Below are 19,303 nucleotides of genomic sequence, written 5' to 3'. Positions count from 1 at the left end.
GCTTCCCCTGCCTGTCCTTGAGCACCGCCGGCTCGCGGTCCCCTACGCCGACTCGCGAAGCCGCAGTTCCGTCCGCACCGTCAGCTCGTCGGCGTGCGGCGGGCCGCCGCCGGTCAGCAGCCGGGCCGCCTGTTCGACGGCGAGCGCGCCGAGGCGGCGGGTGTCCAGGGCCACCGTGGTCAGCGGCGGTTCGACGAGGGTGCCCAGCCGCAGACCGTCGAAGCCGATCACGGCGAGGTCCCGGGGGACCTGCCGGCCGGTCCGGCGGGCGGCGCGCAGGGCTCCGATGGCGATGATGTCGTTGAACGTGAACACGGCGGTGATGCCGGGATACCGGCCGAGGAGTTCCTGGAGAGCGTCCTCACCGCCTTCCACGCTCTGGTCGGCGCGGGCCACGGAGCTCGCGTCCAGTCCGCACGCGGACATCGCGGCGTCGAACCACCGGTGCCGGATGCTCGGTTCGGACCGTTCGGCGTGGTCGAGCATGCCGATGTGCCGGTGTCCCGCCTCGGTCAGATGCCTGATTGCCGCGTGCACGCCGCTCTCGCCGTCGATCCGGATCGAGCTGAACCGCTGGGTGCGGTGCTCGCGGTCGATGAGCACCACGGGCAGTCCCCGGGTCAGCTTGTCGATCTCGTCCTCGGGCAGGCTGAGATAGCCCACGACGGCGTCGACCTGGGAGGCGATCACCTCCAGCGTGGCCCGCTCCTCCTCGGCCCGGTCGCCGGTGTCGTACACGACGACGTGCCAGCTCCGGTCCCGGGCCGCCTCCAGCGCGCCCGCGGCGACCTCGGTGAAGAACGGGTTGAGCAGGTCGGGGATCACCAGTCCGACGCTGACCGTGTCCTGCCGGACCAGCCCCCGGGCGAACCGGCTAGGCCGGTAGCCGAGCGCGAGAGCGGTGTCGAGCACGCGCTGCTTGGTGGAGACGCCGATCTCGCCCTTGTCGTTGAGCGCCCGCGACACGGTCTGCCGGGACACGCCCGCGGCCTGGGCCACATCGTCGATCGTGACCCTACGGGGTCCGGTCCCCGACGACGCCATCACTCACCTCCGCGTAATTGCCGACGCGGCAGCGTCGCAGGGACACCGAGTATGCCCCGATGCGTAGAAACCTTGACACTCCGGCGTTCGGAAGCACACACTCCCAATCGCTTCCCGTTACCGCTCTCGTGAGCGCTCACGGTACCGCTCACGGAACCTCATTCCAACCAGAAGGCAGCCGCCTCCAGGTGTCAACGTCGACCCGCCTGTCCACCCGCGCCAGGCGTTCTCTGGAACGGAAGATATGAGCAGCACAGTCACGCGCACCCGCGTCGCCGTCGCCGCGGCCACGGCCGGCATCGTCGTACTCGCCGGGTGCTCCTCGTCCGGCTCGTCGGACAACGCCTCCGCAGCCTCCTGCGAGCCCACGAAGGGCAAGGTCACCCTCCAGTACTGGAACACCGTTCCGGGCATGGACAAGGTCGTCGCCCTGTGGAACAAGCGGCATCCGGACGTCCAGGTCGAGACGAAGAACATCTCCAACGACCAGTACGGCACCCTCGGCAACGCCCTCAAGGCGGGCAAGGCCCCGGACCTCGCCCAGGTCGGCTACGACGAACTGCCCAACCTGCGCACCCAGAGCGCCTTCGTGGACGCCTCGGCCTGCACGGCGGCCGGCGCGGCCAAGTCGAAGTTCGTGCCGTGGACCTGGTCGCAGACCAGCTTCGGCGGCACCGGCGTGTTCGCGATCCCGCAGGACACCGGCCCGATGGCCCTGTACGTCCGCAGCGACCTCTTCAAGAAGTACGGCGTCGCCGTTCCCACGACCTGGGACGAGTACGCGACGGCCGCCGAGAAGCTGCACAAGGCGGACCCGAACCTGGACATGACGTTCTTCGACCCGAACAACGCCGAGTGGTTCAACGGGCTCCTCTGGCAGAACGACGCCAGGATGTACGGCTACTCCGGCGACAAGTGGCAGGTCACCGTCGACTCGGCGCAGAGCAGGCAGGTCGCCGGCTACTGGCAGAAGCTGATCTCCGAGAAGGTCGTGCGCACCGACCTCGCCCACGGCTCGACCCAGATGTACGCCGCGTACCAGAAGGACCGGCTCGCCACCTACGTCGGCGCCGCCTGGGGCTACAGCATGTTCCGCGACAACCTGCCCGAGCAGGCCGGGAAGTGGAGCATCGTCCCCATGCCGACGTGGGGTGCGAACGGCTCCTCCGGTGACTGGGGCGGCTCGACCGTCGCGTTCATGAAGGGCGGCAGGCACCTCTACGAGTCGGTGGAGTTCAACACCTGGCTGAACACCGACCCGGACGCCCTGGCGATGGAGAACAAGCTGGGCGGCCTCTACCCGGCGGCCACCGCCGGCCTGGAGCTGCCCGCGCTCAAGCAGGGCGTGCCGTACTACGCCGACGAGAAGATCTTCGACGTCTTCGCCGACGCCTCCAGGAAGATCGACACCAGCTTCTCCTGGGGCCCCACGCAGAAGACCGTGAACCTGGCCCTCCAGGACGCGATGGCCAAGGCCGCGGCCGGCGACGGCTCCCTCACCGACGCGCTCGCCACCGCCCAGTCCGCCGCGCTGAAGTCGATGAAGGACCAGGCGATCCCGGCGACGGCGGGCAAGTGACCGTTCGATGACCGACCTCGCAACCCGCACGGCCGGCGTGGCAGCCACGCCCGTGCGCCGCCGCCGCATCGACGGCGGCGGCCCGCGGGCGGGTACCGTCGCCGCCTTCGTGACCCCGTTCTTCCTGCCGTTCCTGCTGTTCTACCTGGTACCGGTGGGCTACGCCCTCTGGCAGAGCTTCCGCGTCGTGCGCCGCTCCGGCGGCCAGTACGGCACCTCGTACACCGCCTTCGGCGGCTTCGAGCAGTACGGGGAGGTGCTGCGGAACACCGAGTTCTGGTCCAGCATCGGCCGCATCGGGCTGTTCGGCATCGTGCAGGTGCCGGTCATGCTGTTCGTGGCCCTGATCATCGCGCTGCTCCTCGACACGCCCCTGCTGCGGGCCAAGGGGTTCTTCCGCATCGTCGCGTTCATGCCGTACGCGGTGCCCGGCGTGATCGCCGCGATCATGTGGTCGTACCTCTACTCGCCCCAGCTCAGCCCCGTCGTCGACCTGCTGAACGGCGTCGGGCTGCACCCCGACTTCCTCGGCCCGGGTGCCGTGCTCTGGTCGGCCGCGAACGTCTCCACCTGGCTGTGGACCGGCTACAACATGCTGATCATGTTCTCGGCGCTGCAGTCGATCCCGCAGGAGCTCTACGAGGCCGCGAAGATCGACGGTGCCTCCGACTGGACGACCGCCTGGCGGATCAAGGTCCCGATCATCGCCCCGTCGATCGTCCTGACCACCGTCTTCTCGATCATCGGCACGCTTCAGCTGTACGCCGAACCGGCGGTGCTGCGGCAGATCTCCTCGAACATCTCCAGCACGTTCACCCCGAACATGCTCGCGTACACGGTGGCCTCCGGGAACAACTACCAGCAGGCCGCGGCCATTTCCGTCGTCATCGCCGTCATCACGTTCGTCCTGAGCTTCGGGTTCATGCGACTGACCTCGAGGAAGGCGGGCCTGTGAACAACCTGACCACCACGCGCGAGAGCCGGGCCGGCCGTACCGCCGCCATGGGGCTGATGCTGCTCCTGGCCGTGTACTTCCTGCTGCCGGTGTACTTCCTGGTCGTCGCGGCGACCAAGCCGCAGGGCGACCTCGCCGCCACCAACGGGCTGGTCTTCTCGCACTTCGACCTGTTCGAGAACCTCCATGTCCTGTTCACCCGCAGCGACGGCGTCTTCGGCCGCTGGGCCCTCAACACCGTCGTCTACGCGGTGCTGGGCGCGGCCACCGGGACCCTGATCTCCGCGCTGTGCGGCTACGCCCTCGCCAAGTTCCGGTTCCGCGGCCGGGAGTTCCTGTTCTCCGTCATCCTCGGCGGCGTCCTGGTGCCGACCACCGCGCTCGCGCTGCCGCTGTTCCTGCTGTTCTCGGCGACCGGACTCGTCAACACCTACCTCGCGGTGTTCCTGCCCAGCATCGTCAGCCCGTTCGGCGTCTATCTCGCGCGGATCTTCGCGGGCGCCTCCGTGCCGCAGGAGCTGATCGAGTCGGCGCGGCTGGACGGGGCCGGGGAGTTCCGCACGTTCTTCTCGGTGGCGTTCCGGCTGATGACACCGGCCCTGGTGACCATCTTCCTGTTCCAGTTCGTGGCCATCTGGAACAACTTCTTCCTGCCGATGGTGATGCTCCAGAAGGAGTCCCTCTTCCCGATCACACTCGGCCTGTACGAGTGGAACGGCCAGACGGCGCGCGCCCCGCTGCTCCAGGAGTCCGTCATCACCGGCTCGCTGGTGTCGATCCTGCCGGTGATCGTCGTCTTCATCCTCCTCCAGCGGTTCTGGCGCACCGGCCTCGCCGCCGGCTCGCTCAAGTGACCCACGCACAGAAGGTGTTCTCCACCATGCCCGACTCGGCTGTCTTCGTGCCCCACTTCCACTGGGACCGGGAGTGGTACGAGCCGTTCCAGGTGTTCCGGCACCGCCTCGTCGCCGCCCTGGACACCGTGCTGGAGACGGCCGAGGCCGACCCGGACTTCCGGTTCACCGTCGACGGGCAGATGGCCGCCGTCGAGGACTACCTGGAGATGCGGCCGGAGAACCGTGACCGGGTCGCCGCCCTGGTCCGCGAGGGCCGGCTGGCCGTCGGGCCGTGGCTGATCCTCCTCGACGAGTTCCTCTGCTCCGGCGAGACCGTCGTCCGCAACCTGCAGATGGGATGGGCGGCCGCCGAGCGGCTCGGCGGCGCCATGCCGATCGGCTATCTGCCGGACATGTTCGGCCACATCGCGCAGATGCCGCAGATCCTGGCGCGCGCCGGGATCGAGCACGCGGCGCTGTGGCGGGGGGTGCCCGGCACGGTCGACGGACACGCCTTCCGCTGGCGGGCGCCCGACGGCTCCGAGGTGCGCACCGAGTTCCTCTTCGACGGGTACGACAACGGTCTCGACGTCCTGCTGGTACCGGACCGGATCCGCCGCGCGCTCGGCGAGTACGCCGGGATGACGGCCCGGCGGTGGGGCGGCGACCCGGTGCTCGCCATGGCCGGTACCGACCACAACGCGCCCGACCCGCGGCTGGCCGACTGGCTGCGCGAGGCCTCCGCGGAGGACCGGCCGATCACGATCGCGACGCTCGACGAGTACGTCCGCGAGCACGCGCGGGACGAGGTGACCACCGTCGTCACCGGCGAACTCCGCAGCCATGTGCGGGGCAACATCCTGCCGGGCGTGCTGTCGGTGCGCCTCGGGCTCAAGCAGCGGATGGCCGCCGCCGAGCGGACCGTCGACCACGCCGAGCGGATGAACGCCCTGTGGTCCGGCCGCGACGAGTCCGCCTTCCTCGCCCTCGCCTGGCACAAGATCATCGAGTCGACGGCGCACGACTCGGTCGTCGGCTCCGGCACCGACGAGACCTGCGACCAGGTCGCGGCCCGCCTCGCCGAGGCCGCGCAGACCGCCCGCGCCGTGCGCGACGCGGCGCTCGCCGGGCCCGCCGCCGGGGTGCCCGGCGACGCCTACCTGGTCGCCAACCCGCTGCCCGTGGCGCGGACCGCGCTGGTCGAGGTGGACGTCGTGGCCGCCCCGGAGGAGAACACACTGGTCGCGGTCACCGCCGACGGCGCGGCGCACCCCGTACAGCCGGTCTCCCAGGCCCCGACCGTCCTCAGCGACGAGCGGCTGGACGCGTCCCGGCTCGAACGCGTCCTGCGCCGTATCCACCGCCGGGAGCTGTTCGGCCTGCTGATCGACGACTACGAACTCACCCCGAACTCCCTGGTCTTCCACCTCGCCGAGGCACCGGACGGCCCCTTCGACCTGATGACCCTGCGCGGCGAGGTCGCCGCCGCGGCCGCGGCACATCCGGGGGAGTGGCGGGTACGGACCCTGGCCCAGGCCCGGGCCACCGCGCTGGCGGCCGTACCCGTCCCCGCCGCCGGACTGGCCGCCTTCCGGGTCGAGGCCGGCGCCGGGCCCGCCGCCCCGGCGGCGCCGGCCGCGACGGCGACGGCGGACACGCTCTCCAACGGCCTGGTCGCGGTCGCCGTGGCCGCCGACGGCACCCTGGAGGTGACCGGGGCCGACGGCACCGTGCTGTCGGGCGTCGGCCGCCTGGTCGACGGCGGTGACCGCGGCGACAGCTACAACTACGCCCCTCCCGCCCACGACGTCCTCGTGTCGGAGCCGGTCCGGGTCGGCGTCGAACTCCTCGAAAGCGGACCGCTGCGGGCCCGGCTGCGCGTCACCCGCTGCTACGAGTGGCCGGAAGCGCTCGCCCCCGGCGACCGGGACCGGCGGGGCGGCCGTACCGTCCCGGCCCTCGTGGACATGCTGGTGGAAGTCCGGGCGGGCGAACCCTTCGTCCGCGTCTCCACGACGTTCCTGAACCGGTCCGCCGACCACCGGCTGCGCCTGCACGTCCCGCTGCCCCTGCCCGTCACCACCTCCGCGTCGGCCGGGCAGTTCGCCGTCACCGAGCGCGGCCTGACCGCCGAGGGCGGCTGGGGCGAGTACCCCCTGCCGACCTTCCCCGCGAGCACCTTCGTGTCGGCGGGCCCGGCCACCGTCCTGCTCGACCACTCCACCGAGTACGAACTCGTCGACGGCGGCCGCGCACTCGCCCTCACCCTGCTGCGCGCCGTCGGTTCCATCAGCGTCAACATCCACCCCCTGCGCGACGAACCCGCCGCGAGCGAGATCCCCGCCCCGGGCGCCCAGGACCTGGGCATGCGCATCGAGAACCGGTTCGCCGTGCTGCCGTGGGCGGCCGGCTGGCAGGGCGCCGGCGCGGTCGCCCTCGCCGAGGAGTTCCGCAACGACGTGCTGGTCACCCGCGGCACCGCGCCCGGCGGCGGCCCGCTGCCCCCGGACGCGGCCGGGGTGCGGGTCGACGGCCGGGACGTGCACGTGTCGGGCATCCGCCGCGTCGGCGACCCCGAGCACGGGCCCGGCACCGAGGTCCGGCTGACCGCGATGCGCGGCACCGCGACAGCCGTCCGCGTGACCGGCGCCTTCACCGAGGCGACCACGGTCGACCTGCTCGGCCGGCCGCTCGCCCCCGAACCGGTGCGGGACGGTCTCGAACTCGTCCTCGGCCCCTGGGAGATCCGCACGGTCGTCCTCCGCTGAGCGCTCCGCGGGACGTGCCGCGATGCGCCGTCGTCCGACTGCGGCGCCGTCGTGGCTGGTCGCGCCCACGCGGCGGAGCCGCATATTGGCACAGCCCCGCGCCCCTTCGGGGCGCTGAAAAGAAAGTTGTGACGTCTTGTTCTCCAACCCCACCGCGTACGTATCGGACCCCGCCCCCTGGCACGGAGCCCTGCGCCCGGCCCGCTCCTGGCTGCATTCCGATGCCCCGTCCCTCTCGCTGAACGGCCCCTGGCGCTTCCGGCTGTCGCCCACGGCCGCCGTGGCCGAGGACTTCGCGGCCGAGGACTTCGACGACCAGGGCTGGGACGGCATCCCGGTGCCCGCGCACTGGGTGCTGGAGGGCGACGGCGCCCATGGCCGGCCGATCTACACCAACATCCAGTTCCCGTTCCCGATCGACCCGCCGCACGTCCCCGACGAGAACCCCACCGGCGACTACCGCCGCCACTTCGAGCTGCCCGCCCACTGGCGGGACGCCGAGCGGGTCGTCCTGCGGTTCGACGGCGTCGAGTCACTGTTCAAGGTGTGGGTGAACGGCGTCGAGACCGGCGTCGCGAGCGGCAGCCGGCTGGCCCACGAGTTCGACGTGACCTCCGCCGTGCGCCCCGGTGACAACGTCGTCGCCGTCCGCGTGCACCAGTGGTCGGCGGCCAGTTACCTGGAGGACCAGGACCAGTGGTGGCTGCCCGGCATCTTCCGGGACGTCACCCTGCTCGCCCGCCCGGCCGGGGGCATCGAGGACGTCTGGCTGCGCACCGGTTACGACGGCGGGCGCGGGCGCGTCGAGACGGAGGTCACCGCCGGCGCCGAGGCGTTCCCGGTCACCCTGCGCATCCCCGAACTGGGTGTGGAACGGGTCTGGGAGACGCCGGCCGACGTGGCGCCCGTCGACGTCGCGGAGGTGGAGCCGTGGTCGGCCGAGCGGCCCCGGCTGTACGACGCCACCGTCTCCTCGGCCGCCGAGAGCATCGCCCTCCGGGTCGGCTTCCGCACGGTCGAGATCCGCGGCGACCAGTTCCTGGTCAACGGCCGCCGGGTCGTCTTCCACGGCATGAACCGGCACGAGGCGCACCCCGAGCGCGGCCGGGTCTTCGACGAGGCGCACGCCCGCGCGGACCTCGCGCGGATGAAGCGGTTCAACGTGAACGCCATCCGCACCAGCCACTATCCGCCGCACCCCCGGCTGCTCGACCTCGCCGACGAACTCGGCTTCTGGGTCGTCCTCGAATGCGACCTGGAGACCCACGGCTTCGACAAGGTCGGCTGGACCGGCAACCCGACCGACGACCCCGCCTGGCGCGCGGCCTGCCTGGACCGCGTCGAGCGCACCGTGGAGCGGGACAAGAACCACCCCGCCGTCGTGATGTGGTCGCTGGGCAACGAGGCCGGCACCGGAGCCAACCTCGCCGCCATGTCCGCCTGGGTGCACGCCCGCGACCCCGAGCGTCCCGTGCACTACGAGGGCGACCACACGGGCGACTACACCGACGTCTACTCCCGGATGTACGCGACCGTGCCGGAGACCGAGCAGATCGGCACCGACGGCTCCCGGGCGCCGCTGCTCGGCTGCACCCCGGCCCAGGGCGCCCGGCAGCGCACCAAGCCGTTCCTGCTCTGCGAGTACGCCCACGCGATGGGCAACGGCCCGGGCGCCCTCGACCAGTACGAGGCCCTCGTGCACCGGTACCCGCGGCTGCACGGCGGATTCGTCTGGGAGTGGCGCGACCACGGCATCCTGGCCACCGCCCCCGACGGGAGGCCGTACTACGCCTACGGCGGCGACTTCGGCGAGGTCGTGCACGACGGCAACTTCGTGATGGACGGGATGGTGCTCAGCGACGACGTGCCGACGCCCGGCCTCCACGAGTTCAAGGCGGTGGTCCAGCCCATCCGGTTCGCCTTCGACGGCGACCAGCTCGTGCTCACCAACCTGCGGCACTCGGCCGACACCTCCGACCTGCGCTTCCGCTGGCGCGCCGAGTTCGACGGCATCCCCGTGGAGGCGGGGGAGCTGCCCGTACCGCTCCTCGCGGCGGGCGAGTCGGGACGGGTCCCGCTGCCCCCGGCCGCGGTGGCCGCGGACGCCGAGACCTGGCTGACGGTCGAGGCGGTGCTGGCGGCCGACACGGCCTGGGCGCCCGCGGGACACGAGGTCGCCACCGCCCAGCTGGACCGCTCGGTACGGCGGCCGGTGCCCGCCGTGCGGCCCCGGACCGGCTGGCGGCCGGGCGAGGGGACGTGCTCGCTCGGCATCGCCGAGTTCACCGGCGGGTCCCTCACCCGCCTCGCCGGGCGGGCCGTGACCGGGCCGCGGCTGGAGCTGTTCCGCGCGCCGACCGACAACGACGAGGGCACGGCCGACCGGCTGGAGGGCAGCGACGCCAGTGCCGCCGGGGTCTCCAGCGCCGAACTGTGGCGCCGGGACGGACTCGACCGCCTCACCACCCGGCGGGTCGGCGTGGCCCAGGCCACGGGGGCCCTGCGCACCGTCGACCGGGTCGCCGCCGCGGACTCCGCGCTCTTCGTCACGGTGGAGTCGGTGTGGTCGGTCGAGGACGGCGAGCTGGAACTGCGCGTCGAGATCGAGCCCTCGCGCGGCTGGACGACGGTGTGGCCGCGGATCGGGGTCCGCTTCGAACTGCCCGACGGGGCAGCCCCCGTGGACGGCGCCGAGTGGTTCGGCGCGGGCCCGCTGGAGTCCTACCCGGACAGCATGCGGGCGGCCCGCACCGGCCGCTTCTCGGCCACCGTCCACGACCTGCCGGTGGCGTACGCGCGTCCCCAGGAGACCGGCCACCGCTCCCAGGTCCGCCACCTGACGCTGACCAGCGGCGGCACCGGCGTCCTGCGGATCGAGGCCCTCCCCGACACCCGCGGGCGCCGCCCCGGCTTCACCCTCACCCGCCACACCCCGCAGCAGCTCGCCCGCGCCGCCCACCCCTACGAGCTCCCGGAGTCCACCACCAGCCACCTCATCGTCGACGCGGCCCAGCACGGCCTCGGCTCCCGGGCCTGCGGGCCGGACGTGTGGCCCGAGTTCGCGCTGCGCCCCGAAGCCCGCACCCTCAGGCTGCGCATCAGGGCAGGCGCCTGAGCGGGCAGGTACCTGCCGTCCGGCTGCGCCGTGCGCCGGTGAGGTGAACCCGCTCCAGAACCCGTTGGAGGTGAACTCCGCTTCGGATGAAGGCGGTTGGCTGGAGCGACAGCGGAGAGCAGGGAGACGGGACATGACCAGGATCTGGCTCAGCACCGGCGCGAACAGCGGCGCCCCGAAGGGGCGGCGCCGTGTGGAAGGTGCGGCTGCCGCCAGGCGGGCGTGACCAGCGACGACGGTGCCGCGGCCGGACGGCGCGCGTCGCGGCCCCGCCGACCGGGCGCTCAGCCCGCCTCGGTGGGCTCCGTCACCCAGCCCGCCGCCAGGACCAGCCGGGTCCCGCGGTGCACGGCGAGGAAGCCGAACGGCCGGTCGAAGACGGCCCGCACCACCGTGGACTCGTGCCGGTGCTGGGGCGGGCCGCCGCCCGGCGCCGCCGCCACCGCCGTCACCGCGGCGGCCCGGAAGCCCAGCGGCCCGAATTCCGCGACCGCGGACTGCCCGGCCGCCCCGATGGCGAGCGGCGCGGCGCTGATCCCGGGGAAGTGCCCCTCGCGGGCGTCCGCCGCCGTGGAGAGCCCGAACAGCCCGTGGTGCTGGAGGAGGTCGTGGTCGGCGCGGACCGTGAAGCCGGGGGTGGTCACGTCGAGCCGGACCGGGTCCGGGGTGACGGACGGCTGCCGCTCCACGACCACACCCGGTCCCGCGGGCCCGTAGGGGAGCTGTCCGCCGGTCGTCACCGGCAGGGCCCGCTCCAGGACGCCGATGCCCGTGTGCAGCACCTGCCCCGGGGCCATCCCCTCCGCGCCGAGCACCAGGTGCACGTCGAGGCCGTTGTCGCCGAGGACCTTCAGCGTGGTGACGTGCCCGTCCGGGCCCGCGGTCACGCCGATCCGGTCCGGCCGGACGCTGCTGCGGTGCAGACCGGCCAGCATACGGTCCCGCCAGGGCCCGGAGCCGGGCCGCAGCAGGGTCTCCCGGAACGGCTGCTGCCAGTCCGTGCGCAGCGCCAGCGCGGTCGCCAGCACCATCCGGGCGCCCTCGGCGAGCCGGACCGGCAGCCGCTCGACCAGCCCCTCGGTGCGCTTCGCCGCCCAGGCGTCCAGCGCCTCCCGGGAGGCCGCCGGGTCGGCGCCGAGCACCCCGTGCGCGTCGGCCGGCAGCCCCGCCGCCCACTGTTCGCGCAGCTCCAGCGCCCGGTCGGTCCACAGCCCCAGGGCCGACCCGACGCCCGGCATCGAGTCCAGCCCGGTGAGCAACTCCCGTGCTCCCGCGGCGGCTTGGTCCGCCTGCAGCCCCACGGCCCGGGTCAGCTCGTCCCGGGCCGGGCCCGCGGCACCGTCGGCGAGGAAGGCCAGCAGCGGCCAGACCCCGGCCGCCGAGAAGACCGTGCCCTGTCTGGTCTGCAGGCCCCAGCGTGCGGTGAGCGCGTTGACGGCGCGGACGGTGTCGATCATTCGTCGTGCTCCCAGGTGTGGTCGGGGAAGGGCGCCGGCTCCGTCACCCGGGCCGCCGCCGGGACGAGCCGGGAGTGGCGCTGCGGGGCGAGGAAGCCGAAGGGGCGGTCGAAGGCGGCGCGGCTGCGGACGGTGACGTGACGCCGCTCGGGCAGGGGGCCCGATCCCGCCGTCCCGGACGCCGTCACCGCGGCTGTCCCGAAGCCCGGCGCGTCCGCCGGCTCGCCGCGTGCCCTGCCGCCGGCCCCCCGTCGGCGAGGAAGGCCGGCAGCGGCCGGCCGCCGGCCGCCGAGCACCCCGTGCCGTCCCGCGCCCCGGCCGGCCGGCGCGCGGCCGGCCCGTTCACCGCGCGCACGGCCGCCTTCCCCACCCTCATTCCGCCCCCGTTCACGGCGCGCTTACGATGCGCGCAGTCGTACGTCAGTTCAGCCGTGCGTTTCCCCGCGGCCAGACGCCCCCTCAGGAGCACGGTACCGGTGTCCATACCTCCGCCCCCCGGCCCCCATCAGCCGCAAGGGCCCTACCAGCCGCCCCAGTCGGGCCACCCGCAGTACCCGCAGTACCCGCAGGGACCGTACGGGCAGCAGCCGCCCCAGCCGTACCCGGGGCCGTACCAGCCCTGGGGGCAGGGCTACGGCCCCTACGTCCCCGAGCCGCCCGTCAACGGGCTCGCCATCGCCTCCCTCGTGCTCGGGCTGCTGTGCTTCCTGCCGGGGGTCGGGCTGCTGCTGGGGCTGATCGGCCTGAGCCAGATCCGCCGGCGCGGTGAGCGCGGCAAGGCGATGGCGGTCATCGGGTCGGTGTTGTCGTCGGCCGGGCTGGCCCTGTGGGTGCTGGTGCTGGCCACCGGCGGGGCGGGCGAGATCTGGTACGGCGTCAAGGAGGGCGCGAGCGACAGCTCCAGCCTCTCGCTGTCCACCGGCGACTGCTTCGACACCCCCGACGGCACGCTCACCGGCGACCTGGTCTCCGACGTCGACGTCGTGGACTGCGCGAAGACGCACGACGGCGAGGTCTTCGCCACCTACCGGCTCAAGGGCTCGTCCTACCCGGGCGACGACAGCGTCGGCACATCCGCCGACGAGCGCTGCTACGCGCTGGAGGACGGCTACGCGATGGACGGCTGGGCGATCCCCGACGACGTCGACGTGTACTACTTCACGCCCAGCGAGGACAGCTGGAAGTACGGCGACCGGGAGGTCGCCTGCGTCTTCGGCAACACGACCGAGGGCAGGACCCTGTCCGGTTCGCTGCGCAACGACGAGAGCGTGCTGGACGCGGACCAGGTCGCCTACCTCGATGCCGCGCACGTCCTCAACTCCGCCCTCGCCACCGTTCCCGAGGCGCAGTACGTCGAGGACGACCTGCCCGGCTACCGGCGGTGGGCGGGCCGGGTGACCACCGCCGTCGGCAAGCAGACCGCGATGCTGCGCGCGTACGGCTGGGGTCCGGACGCGAAGCGGCCGGTGAGTGACCTGATCGCGGACCTGGACCAGGCGAAGACGCAGTGGGCGAAGGCCGCGCGGGCCACGGACGCGCACACGTACTACGCCCACTACGACAAGGGCTGGACGCTGCTCGACCCGAAGCGGACCGTCACCGCGCGCAAGGCTCTGGGCCTCGCCACCACCCCGCCCTCGGACGACGGCGGAGGCGGCGGCTCCGGCAGCGGAGGAACCGGCTCCGGCCTGGAGGTGTGATCACAGCCATAGCGGGGAGAAAGTGCCTGCGTAAAGCCTCCCCGGGCCGTATGTCATCACATCGAGTGATTCTCTGGCCTTTGCTTGCACGGCTCAACCCACGGTTGCCACGCTGTTGCTGTCTGTACAACCTGATGGGAGCGGCCAGTGACTTTCGGTGAGCAGCCGGCGTATCTGCGTGTCGCGGGTGATCTCCGTAAGAAAATCGTCGACGGTTCGCTGCCGCCGCACACCCGGCTGCCTTCCCAGGCCCGGATCCGCGAGGAGTACGGCGTCTCGGACACGGTCGCCCTGGAGGCCCGCAAGGTGCTGATGGCCGAGGGGCTGGTCGAGGGCCGCTCCGGCTCCGGGACCTACGTGCGCGAGCGGCCCGTGCCCCGGCGGGTGGCCCGCTCCGGGTTCCGCCCGGCCGGCGGCGCCACCCCGTTCCGGCAGGAGCAGTCCGACGCGGCCGCGCGCGGCACCTGGGAGTCCAGCAGCGAGCAGACCGAGGCCGGCGCCGCGATCGCCGACCGGCTCGGCATCCGTCTCGGCGACCGCGTGATGCGCACCCGGTACCTGTTCCGGGACGCGGGTGACCCGATGATGCTCTCCACTTCCTGGGAGCCCCTCGCCGTCACCGGCCGCACCCCCGTGATGCTGCCCGAGGAGGGCCCGCTCGGCGGGATGGGCGTGGTCGAGCGGATGCGCGCCATCGACGTCGTCGTGGACAACGTCACCGAGGAGGTCGGTGCCCGCCCCGGCCTCGCCGAGGAACTGCTCGTCCTGGGCGGGGTCCCGGGCCATGTCGTCCTCGTCATCCAGCGGACGTACTACGCCTCGGGCCGCCCGGTGGAGACCGCGGACGTCGTCATTCCGGCCGACCGCTACCGGGCGTCCTACCATCTGCCGGTGAAGTAGCGTCCGTACCACCTGTGAGTGAAGTAGCGCACACCCTTGCGGTGGTTGACGCCTTCACGACCCAGGTCCGGACCTGTGCCCCACCGTAGCGATCCGGCCGTTGTCCCAGGTGGCCGGGGTCTCCGCGGCAAGCTCGCGAACCCGAAACGGGAGGCGTGCGCACGGCGCATTCGTGGCCGTGCGCCCCCGACGTTCTGGCTGGTTGCGTACCTCTTTGTGAAAAGGCGTATTCGCTGCGTAAAGGTTAGGCGTACGCTCGGGCATATGCGGAGTGCGGTTTCCTTAGCGGGGCGGGGATGGGCGGGAGCCGGGAGATGCGGAGGGGCGCGATGACGGAAGGCACGGTCTCTCTCCCCTGGCTGGTCATACGGCAGGACGACAACGGCAATCGCTACCGCGTCGGCCGGTACGCGACCCGGGCCGAGGCCCAGAAGATCGCCGACAGTCTCGACGACCGCGGGCACAAGCAGCTCTACTGGGTCGAGCGCGTCGGCCACAGCAACGGGGAGAGCGCCGCCCGTAACTGAGCCTCCCGTAGGCTCCGGCCCATGAGCGAACGGATCGTGGTGGTCGGAGCCGCCCTGCTCGACGCCGGCCGCCTCCTCGCGGCCCGCCGCAGCGCACCCCCCGACCTGGCCGGCCGCTGGGAACTCCCCGGCGGCAAGGTGGAGCCGGACGAGACCCCCGAGCACGCCCTGGTGCGCGAACTGCGCGAGGAACTGGGCGTGGAGGCGGAGACGCTGACACGGGTGCCGGGGGAGTGGCCGCTGCGCCCCCCGTACGTCCTCCAGGTGTGGACGGCCCGCCTCCACCCCGCCTCCCCCGCCCCCAAGCCCCTCCAGGACCACGACGAACTGCGCTGGCTGGCCCCGGCGCAGATCTGGGACGTGAACTGGCTGGACCAGGACGTCCCGGCGGTCCGCGAGGTGACCGCGACGGCGGACCGGTGGGGGTAGGTCCGAAACCCCGCCCCTCCCGTGCCCCCGCCCGTACCGCACACGCGGCCGGCGCCGCGCGGGCGTGGCAAGCGGCTTGAGGCGGGGCATAGCGTCCACGGACAGGGGCGCGCCGTACTGAACACGCGGCGCGGGTGCGCCAAGGGGCTTGAGGCAGGGGTGAAGCGCCGGCGGGCAGGGGCGCGGGGCTGTGCTGAATGTGCGGCCGGCGCCGCGCGGGAGTGACGAGCGGCTTGTGTCGGGGGTGAAGCGCCGACGAAGAGGGGCATGTGCCCGTACCGAGTGCGCGGCCGGCGCCGCGCGGGGGTGGCAAGTCGCTGGGGTCAGGGGCGAAGCCCCGACGGCTGGGGGCGCGGGGCCGTACCGAATATGCGGCTACCGCCGCGCGGGCGCGACAAGCCACGACGCACCCGCACCCGCCCCGCACGCGCACCCCCGAGCTCCCAGGCGCACGGCCCCCGGCGTAAGCCGTTCGCACCACAGTGCGCCTTCGCCTGCGGTACTGCCCCCCGGTAATCGGGTATGTGCCCATTAACCCCATGAAACCGGACATGGCCGGGCTCGCAGCCACGGAAGCGACTGGGAAGTGATCGGTGTGATCGACACCGAAGGTGACACCGTCGAGTGGACCTTTCCCGCGGAACCGGGCGCCGTGCGCGCCGCCCGGACCGCGGTCCGTGACCAACTGCGCGGCTGGGGCCTGGACACCCTCGCCGACGTCACCGCCCTGCTGGTCAGCGAACTCGTCACCAACGCGCTACGACACGCCACCGGCCCCATCGGCGTCCGCCTCGTCCGCCCCCCACAGCTCGGCGACACCCTGCGGGTCGAGGTCTCCGACCCGCTCCCGGACCCGCCACGCGAACGCGCCGCCAGCCCCGACGACGAGAGCGGCCGCGGTCTGCAACTGGTGGCGGGCTCCTCGCGCAGCTGGGGCACCCTGCCCGGCGCCAACGGGAAGACGGTCTGGTTCGAGTTGGCCGTACCGGGGTGAACCGGGTGAACGGGGTGTACACGCGGGGCGACGCGGTCCACCCGCGAGAGTGGCTGATCAACGCGTGCCGGACTACGTGGTTCGACGCCGTGTTCCCTGGTTAGAAGACTGAAAGTGTTGTCACGGTCCGGTCCGGAAATCGTCGGGACCGTGCTGTGATCGTGAACACCGTGTCAGGCGGCGCCGTAGTGCTGGATACTGCGGGCAGCCGCACCCGGTGACCGGTGCCGGGCGCGGTGAGCTGGAGGGGACGGTTCGCGTGAGCGAGATACCAGCTAAGGCCACGGAGTCCGAGGACCCGTCGGACGGCGTGAGGGCGGGGACGGCGGAGACGGCCGCGGCCCCCGGCGACGCCATGTGGCAGACCAGCCCGCCCGGCTCGATCTACGACTACATCAAGGCGGCCTCGTTCTCCATCGGCGTCGGCGGCCTGGTCGACCAGTGGAGCCTGCGCGCCGAGCAGATCTTCGGTATCCCCGCCGAGCGCGCCGTCGGCATGGACCCCATCGACGCGTTCGTCGACCCCGACCTGCGCGAGCGCGGCCAGCGGAAGATGGCCGAGATCCTGGACGGGCGGGAGTGGACCGGCGTGGTCCCGTTCCGGATGCCCGACACGGCGGACGGCAAGCGCGGCGAGGAGGGCCTCGCCGAGGTCTACGTCATGCCCACCCGCACCGCCGAGGGCGAGAACGCGGCCGTGTGCATCGTGGTCGACGTCCGTACCCTACGCAGCATCGAGACCGACCTCGCGGCCTCGCAGGCGATATTCGGTCAATCTCCGTTCGGCTTCCTGCTGATCGACACCGACCTGCGGATCCGCCGCGCCAACGTGCAGTTCTCCTCCGTCTTCGGCGGCACTCCCGAGGACCACCGCGGCAAGGGCGTCCACGACTATCTGCCGCGCTCCGAGGCCGAGCGGGTCGCGGCCACCCTGCGGCGGGTCCTGGAGACCGGCAACTCCATCACGGACATGCACGTCACGGGCTTCGTGCCAGGCTCCCAGGAGCGCCGCCACTGGTCCATCAACCTCTACCGGGTGCACAGCGGCACCGGCCGCCCCATCGGCGTCGCCTGGCTCGGCCTGGACATCACCGCCCGCCGTGCCGCCGCCCGTGAGGCCGCCGCCGCCCGGCGTAATCTCGCCCTCCTCAACGAGGCCGGCGCCCGCATAGGCAACTCCCTCGACCTGGAGACCACCGCCCGCGAACTCCTCGACGTGGTCGTCCCCGGCTTCTGCGACCTCGCCACCGTCGACCTCTACCAGGGCCTGCTGGCCGGCGACGAGGCCCCGCCCGGTCTTGCCGACGGCAGCGCCGAGCTGCGCCGGGTCGCCTTCGCCAGCGCGGTCTCCGACGCCCCCTTCGTGGGCGGCGGGGCCGCCGTCGCCGTCGGCGCGGTCCACCACTACCCCTTCAACTCCCCCTGCGCGGACGCCCTGCGCACCGCCCGCCCGCAGCGTGTGCCGGCGGCGGAGGGCGGCCTGGTCCAGTCCACGCTGGCCGTGCCCATGGTCGCCCACGACACGGTCGTCGGCCTCGCCCAGTTCGCCCGCACCAAGGGCAGCGAACCGTTCGGCGACCGCGACCGGGACCTCGCCGTCGAGCTGGCCGCGCGCGCCGCCGTGTGCATCGACAACGCCCGCCTCTACCGGCGCGAGCACGAACGCGCGTTGATACTGCAACGGTCCCTGCTCCCGCCCGGCGACCCGGAGGCCTCCGGCCTGGACATCGCCTGCCGCTACCTGCCCGGCAACGCGGCCACCGAGGTCGGCGGCGACTGGTTCGACGTCATAGAACTCCCCGGCCACCGCACGGCGTTGGTGGTGGGCGACGTGATGGGACGGGGTCTTCGCGCGGCGGTCGCGATGGGCGAACTCCGCACCGCCGTGCGCACGCTGGCCCTGCTCGACCTCGAACCGGCCGAAGTGCTCTCCGCACTGGACGAGATCGCCCGCGGCCTCGGCACCCCCGGCGGGGTTCAGCAGGCCACCCGCACCGCCCGCCAGCCCCGCGACGCCGACCTCTCCGAGGTCTACCTGGCGACCTGCGTGTACGCCGTCTACGACTCCGTCACCAGGCGCTGTACGTTCGCCAACGCCGGCCATCTGCCGCCCGTCCTCGTGGAACCCGGCGAGGCCGCCCTGATGCTCGACGTGCCGCCCGGCATGCCGCTCGGCGTCGGCGGCGAGCCCTTCGAGGAGGTCGAGGTGGACCTTCCCGAGGGATCCCTTCTCGCTCTCTACACCGACGGCCTGGTCGAATCCCGCGACCACCCCCTGGACGAGGGCCTCCAGGCGTTCGTCGGGGCCCTCACCGACCCGTCCCAGCCGCTTGAGGACGTCTGCGACCACGTCCTCAGCACCCTCGACACGCATCACGGCGAGGACGACATCGCGCTGCTGATGGCACGGGTCCAGGGGCTGCCGGCCGAGTCGGTCGGCGACTGGACGCTGCCGCGCGAGCCGCGCAGTGTGGGCCGCGCCCGCGAGTACGCGCGCGGCCAGCTGCTCACATGGGACCTGGAGCCGCTGGTCGACACGACGGAACTCCTGGTCAGTGAGCTGGTCACCAACGCGCTGCGGTACGGCGAGGGCGAGATACGGCTGCGCCTCCTGCTCGACCGCACCCTGGTGTGCGAAGTCTGGGACTCCGGTCTGGTCCAGCCGAGGCGCCGCAGGGCGCGGGACACCGACGAGGGCGGGCGTGGGCTGCAACTGGTCGGGCTGCTCAGCGCGGCGTGGGGCTCACGCCGGACGCCGCGGGGCAAGACGGTGTGGTTCGAACTCCCGCTGCCGGACGGCGAGACGGGCCTGACCGACCCCGCGGAGGCTCTGCTCAGCCTGTTCTGAGGAGGGGTGGTACCGGCCGTCCGTCCGGTGCGGCGCCGTGGGGGCTGGTCGCGCAGTTCCCCGCGCCCCTTTGGGGCGCCCTGCTGGGCGTACGCTAACCCGCCCCGCTTCCTTTTCAGAGGCGCCAGCGGCAGCGCCCCGTAAGGGGCGC

General features: G+C 72.8%; 14 protein-coding genes. 11 read left to right on the top strand and 3 right to left on the bottom strand.

The features are described from left to right. Nucleotides 1–42: 42 nt before the first annotated feature. Complete coding sequence (locus tag LQ326_RS10700; protein WP_234535046.1) at nucleotides 43–1,044, bottom strand: LacI family DNA-binding transcriptional regulator; 1,002 nt, start codon at nucleotides 1,042–1,044, stop codon at nucleotides 43–45. Nucleotides 1,045–1,288: 244 nt separating this feature from the next. Between LQ326_RS10700 and LQ326_RS10695 the strand changes: the two genes are divergently transcribed. The 5 genes from LQ326_RS10695 (at nucleotide 1,289) to LQ326_RS10675 (ending at nucleotide 10,297) form a co-directional block, all read left to right on the top strand. Beyond that, nucleotides 1,289–2,623, top strand: a complete 1,335-nt coding sequence (locus tag LQ326_RS10695) for a type 2 periplasmic-binding domain-containing protein (protein ID WP_234535044.1) — start codon at nucleotides 1,289–1,291, stop codon at nucleotides 2,621–2,623. A gap of 7 nt (nucleotides 2,624–2,630) precedes the next feature. Continuing rightward, nucleotides 2,631–3,578, top strand: coding sequence for a carbohydrate ABC transporter permease (locus LQ326_RS10690; protein WP_234535042.1), 948 nt, complete (start codon nucleotides 2,631–2,633; stop codon nucleotides 3,576–3,578). Nucleotides 3,579–3,625: 47 nt separating this feature from the next. Further along, nucleotides 3,626–4,432, top strand: a complete 807-nt coding sequence (locus tag LQ326_RS10685) for a carbohydrate ABC transporter permease (protein ID WP_268206927.1) — start codon at nucleotides 3,626–3,628, stop codon at nucleotides 4,430–4,432. Between the two features lie 26 nt (nucleotides 4,433–4,458). Further along, nucleotides 4,459–7,182, top strand: coding sequence for a glycoside hydrolase family 38 N-terminal domain-containing protein (locus LQ326_RS10680; protein ID WP_234535037.1), 2,724 nt, complete (start codon nucleotides 4,459–4,461; stop codon nucleotides 7,180–7,182). A 136-nt stretch (nucleotides 7,183–7,318) separates the two neighbouring features. Then, complete coding sequence (locus LQ326_RS10675; protein WP_234535035.1) at nucleotides 7,319–10,297, top strand: glycoside hydrolase family 2 TIM barrel-domain containing protein; 2,979 nt, start codon at nucleotides 7,319–7,321, stop codon at nucleotides 10,295–10,297. Nucleotides 10,298–10,581: 284 nt separating this feature from the next. On the opposite strand, the gene LQ326_RS10670 is transcribed toward LQ326_RS10675, so the two are convergent. Beyond that, nucleotides 10,582–11,754, bottom strand: coding sequence for a serpin family protein (locus tag LQ326_RS10670; protein ID WP_234535034.1), 1,173 nt, complete (start codon nucleotides 11,752–11,754; stop codon nucleotides 10,582–10,584). Continuing rightward, the gene (locus LQ326_RS10665) at nucleotides 11,751–11,942 is read right to left on the bottom strand and encodes a hypothetical protein (protein ID WP_234535032.1); all 192 of its coding nucleotides are present in this window, start codon (nucleotides 11,940–11,942) and stop codon (nucleotides 11,751–11,753) included. Before LQ326_RS10665 ends, LQ326_RS10670 begins: the two co-directional genes overlap by 4 nt. A 288-nt stretch (nucleotides 11,943–12,230) precedes the next feature. Between LQ326_RS10665 and LQ326_RS10660 the strand changes: the two genes are divergently transcribed. From LQ326_RS10660 to LQ326_RS10635, 6 genes are all read left to right on the top strand, one after another. Then, entirely contained in the window at nucleotides 12,231–13,454 is a 1,224-nt protein-coding gene (locus LQ326_RS10660) for a DUF4190 domain-containing protein (protein ID WP_234535030.1), read from the top strand. Between the two features lie 147 nt (nucleotides 13,455–13,601). Next, nucleotides 13,602–14,354, top strand: coding sequence for a GntR family transcriptional regulator (locus LQ326_RS10655; protein WP_234535029.1), 753 nt, complete (start codon nucleotides 13,602–13,604; stop codon nucleotides 14,352–14,354). 329 nt (nucleotides 14,355–14,683) lie between these two features. After that, nucleotides 14,684–14,881, top strand: a complete 198-nt coding sequence (locus tag LQ326_RS10650) for an SPOR domain-containing protein (RefSeq protein ID WP_234535028.1) — start codon at nucleotides 14,684–14,686, stop codon at nucleotides 14,879–14,881. Between the two features lie 21 nt (nucleotides 14,882–14,902). Continuing rightward, nucleotides 14,903–15,310: a (deoxy)nucleoside triphosphate pyrophosphohydrolase gene (locus LQ326_RS10645; protein ID WP_234535025.1), complete on the top strand. Its 408-nt coding sequence runs from the start codon at nucleotides 14,903–14,905 to the stop codon at nucleotides 15,308–15,310. 586 nt (nucleotides 15,311–15,896) lie between these two features. Then, nucleotides 15,897–16,304 (top strand): ATP-binding protein, encoded by a 408-nt coding sequence (locus LQ326_RS10640; protein WP_234535024.1) that lies wholly within the window; start codon nucleotides 15,897–15,899, stop codon nucleotides 16,302–16,304. Nucleotides 16,305–16,563: 259 nt separating this feature from the next. Next, a complete protein-coding gene (locus LQ326_RS10635; RefSeq protein ID WP_234535022.1) occupies nucleotides 16,564–19,152 on the top strand; it encodes a SpoIIE family protein phosphatase in 2,589 nt (862 codons plus the stop codon). Nucleotides 19,153–19,303: the final 151 nt, after the last annotated feature.

Source organism: Streptomyces shenzhenensis (assembly GCF_021462265.1).
GTDB classification, from domain to species: Bacteria; Actinomycetota; Actinomycetes; order Streptomycetales; family Streptomycetaceae; genus Streptomyces; species Streptomyces shenzhenensis.
Note: the sequence above shows the minus strand (reverse complement) of the source record. Positions and strands in the feature narration are given on the sequence as shown.

Bases quoted from the DNA above. Each gene is read 5' to 3' on its own strand.
- LQ326_RS10700 (WP_234535046.1), bottom strand. From the start codon at position 1,044: ATGGCGTCGTCGGGGACCGGACCCCGTAGGGTCACGATCGACGATGTG.
- LQ326_RS10680 (WP_234535037.1), top strand. From the start codon at position 4,459: ATGCCCGACTCGGCTGTCTTCGTGCCCCACTTCCACTGGGACCGGGAG.
- LQ326_RS10690 (WP_234535042.1), top strand. From the start codon at position 2,631: ATGACCGACCTCGCAACCCGCACGGCCGGCGTGGCAGCCACGCCCGTG.
- LQ326_RS10670 (WP_234535034.1), bottom strand. From the start codon at position 11,754: ATGATCGACACCGTCCGCGCCGTCAACGCGCTCACCGCACGCTGGGGC.
- LQ326_RS10685 (WP_268206927.1), top strand. From the start codon at position 3,626: ATGGGGCTGATGCTGCTCCTGGCCGTGTACTTCCTGCTGCCGGTGTAC.
- LQ326_RS10650 (WP_234535028.1), top strand. From the start codon at position 14,684: ATGACGGAAGGCACGGTCTCTCTCCCCTGGCTGGTCATACGGCAGGAC.
- LQ326_RS10645 (WP_234535025.1), top strand. From the start codon at position 14,903: ATGAGCGAACGGATCGTGGTGGTCGGAGCCGCCCTGCTCGACGCCGGC.
- LQ326_RS10695 (WP_234535044.1), top strand. From the start codon at position 1,289: ATGAGCAGCACAGTCACGCGCACCCGCGTCGCCGTCGCCGCGGCCACG.